At 68.7% G+C, this 1,670-nt stretch carries 1 protein-coding gene; it reads left to right on the top strand.

From position 1 onward, the window contains the following. The first annotated feature begins 122 nt into the window (after positions 1-122). Positions 123-1,529 (top strand): IS1380 family transposase, encoded by a 1,407-nt coding sequence (locus LL236_RS14710; protein ID WP_135950160.1) that lies wholly within the window; start codon positions 123-125, stop codon positions 1,527-1,529. Positions 1,530-1,670 lie beyond the last annotated feature (141 nt).

The raw sequence follows: 1,670 nt of genomic DNA, 5'->3' as shown, positions 1-1,670 counted from the left end.
AGCCTCGATCCACCGATGGACGGGGCGTTGAGCGAGCGTCGTGACGTAGAAATGCCCCTCTGATCAGGAAGAATAGAGCTTGCTTAGGGTTCTGTTCGTCTGGTCGGAGAGGCATCTCGTAGATGCAATTCAAGCACGCCCCCGCCGCAGTGTCTGCGGTGTTCGATGATCCGAATCTCGTGTCGGCCGCGGGGCTGGTGCCGATGCTCCGCCTGGCGCGTTCCGCGGGGTTGGACGAGCTCGCGCGTGAGCGGTTGAGCGTCCCGACGGATAAGGGCGCCAACGCGGGTGCGAAGGTGATGGCACTGGTCGCGGGCATGCTCGCCGGGGCGGACTCGATCGACGACATGAACCTGCTCCGCCATGGCGGAATGGGCCGGTTGTTCGACCGGACGTATGCGCCGTCGACGCTCGGGTCGTTCCTGCGGGAGTTCCGGTTCGGACACGTCCGCCAGCTCGACGCCGTCGCCTCCCGGGTGTTCGCGAATCTCGCTGTCGACGCGCCGCTGCTCCGAGCAGGCGATGGCGAGCGGGTGATGGTGGATCTGGACGACACCATCATCGAGGTCCACGGATACCAGAAGCAGGGCGCCGGTTTCGGGTACTCCGGCGTCCGGGGGCTGAACGCCCTCCTCGCCACGGCATCGACCACCTCGTCGGCGCCGGTGATCCTGGCCCAGCGGTTGCGGCAGGGGAAGACCGGGTCCCCGAAGGGGGCCGCGCGGATCGTCGGCGATGCTCTCGCCACCCTGCGCCGCACCCGCGCCGCGACCGGGGCCAGGCCGTTGCTGCGGGCGGACTCCGCGTTCTACGGACACGCGACCGTCGGCACCGCGATCAAGGCGGGCGCCGACGTGTCGGTGACCGTGAGGATGGACCCGGCGGTGAAGGCCGCGATCGCGACCATCCCGGATGATGCGTGGGAGATGATCGAGTACACCGACGCGATCCGTGACGAGACCACCGGGCAGCTGATCTCCAAAGCCGAGGTCGCCGAGGTCCCGTTCACCGCGTTCCGCTCGAGGAAGAAGGCGGAACAGGTCGCCGGACGGTTGGTGGTGCGGCGCATCCCCGATCTGAACCCGAGACAGGTGGAGCAGCCGACCCTGTTCGACGTCTACCGGCATCACGCGTTCTTCACCACCACAGCGAAGGAGGTGATGGACACGGTGGCCGCGGACAAGACCCACCGCGGTCACGCGATCATCGAGCAGGTCCACGCCGACCTCAAAGCGGGGCCGCTCGCGCACCTGCCCTCCGGGGTGTTCACCGCGAACAGCGCCTGGCTCGTCATCGCCGTGATCGCATTCAACCTCACCCGCGCTGCCGGTCTCGTCGCCGACCGAGCGGGACGGCTCGCGAGAGCAACGACCGCGACGATCCGCCGCACCCTGATCCACGTCCCCGCACGGCTGGCGCGCTCCGCGCGCCGAATCACGCTGCACCTGCCCGAGGCCTGGCCATGGCAGACCGCGTTCGACCGGCTCTTCACAGCCACGCACGCGCCACCGCCAACGGTGACCACCTGACCATCGCCGCAACGCGGCACGACCGAGGACCAAGTGGACGACCGGGATGCGACGCCCGGAACTCAACCCTGCCCTCGACGCGTCACCGCGCCCCGATCATGCCGCCCCGGCACACCCACGGCTCATCGGTGGATCGAGGCT

It is taken from the genome of Microbacterium schleiferi (assembly GCF_020781975.1).
GTDB lineage: Bacteria > Actinomycetota > Actinomycetes > Actinomycetales > Microbacteriaceae > Microbacterium.
The sequence above is the reverse complement of the archived record's forward strand: the minus strand, read 5'-3'. Positions and strand labels throughout refer to the sequence as shown.

Excerpts from the sequence above, each read along its gene's own strand:
- LL236_RS14710 (WP_135950160.1), top strand. The coding sequence starts at position 123 with ATGCAATTCAAGCACGCCCCCGCCGCAGTGTCTGCGGTGTTCGATGAT.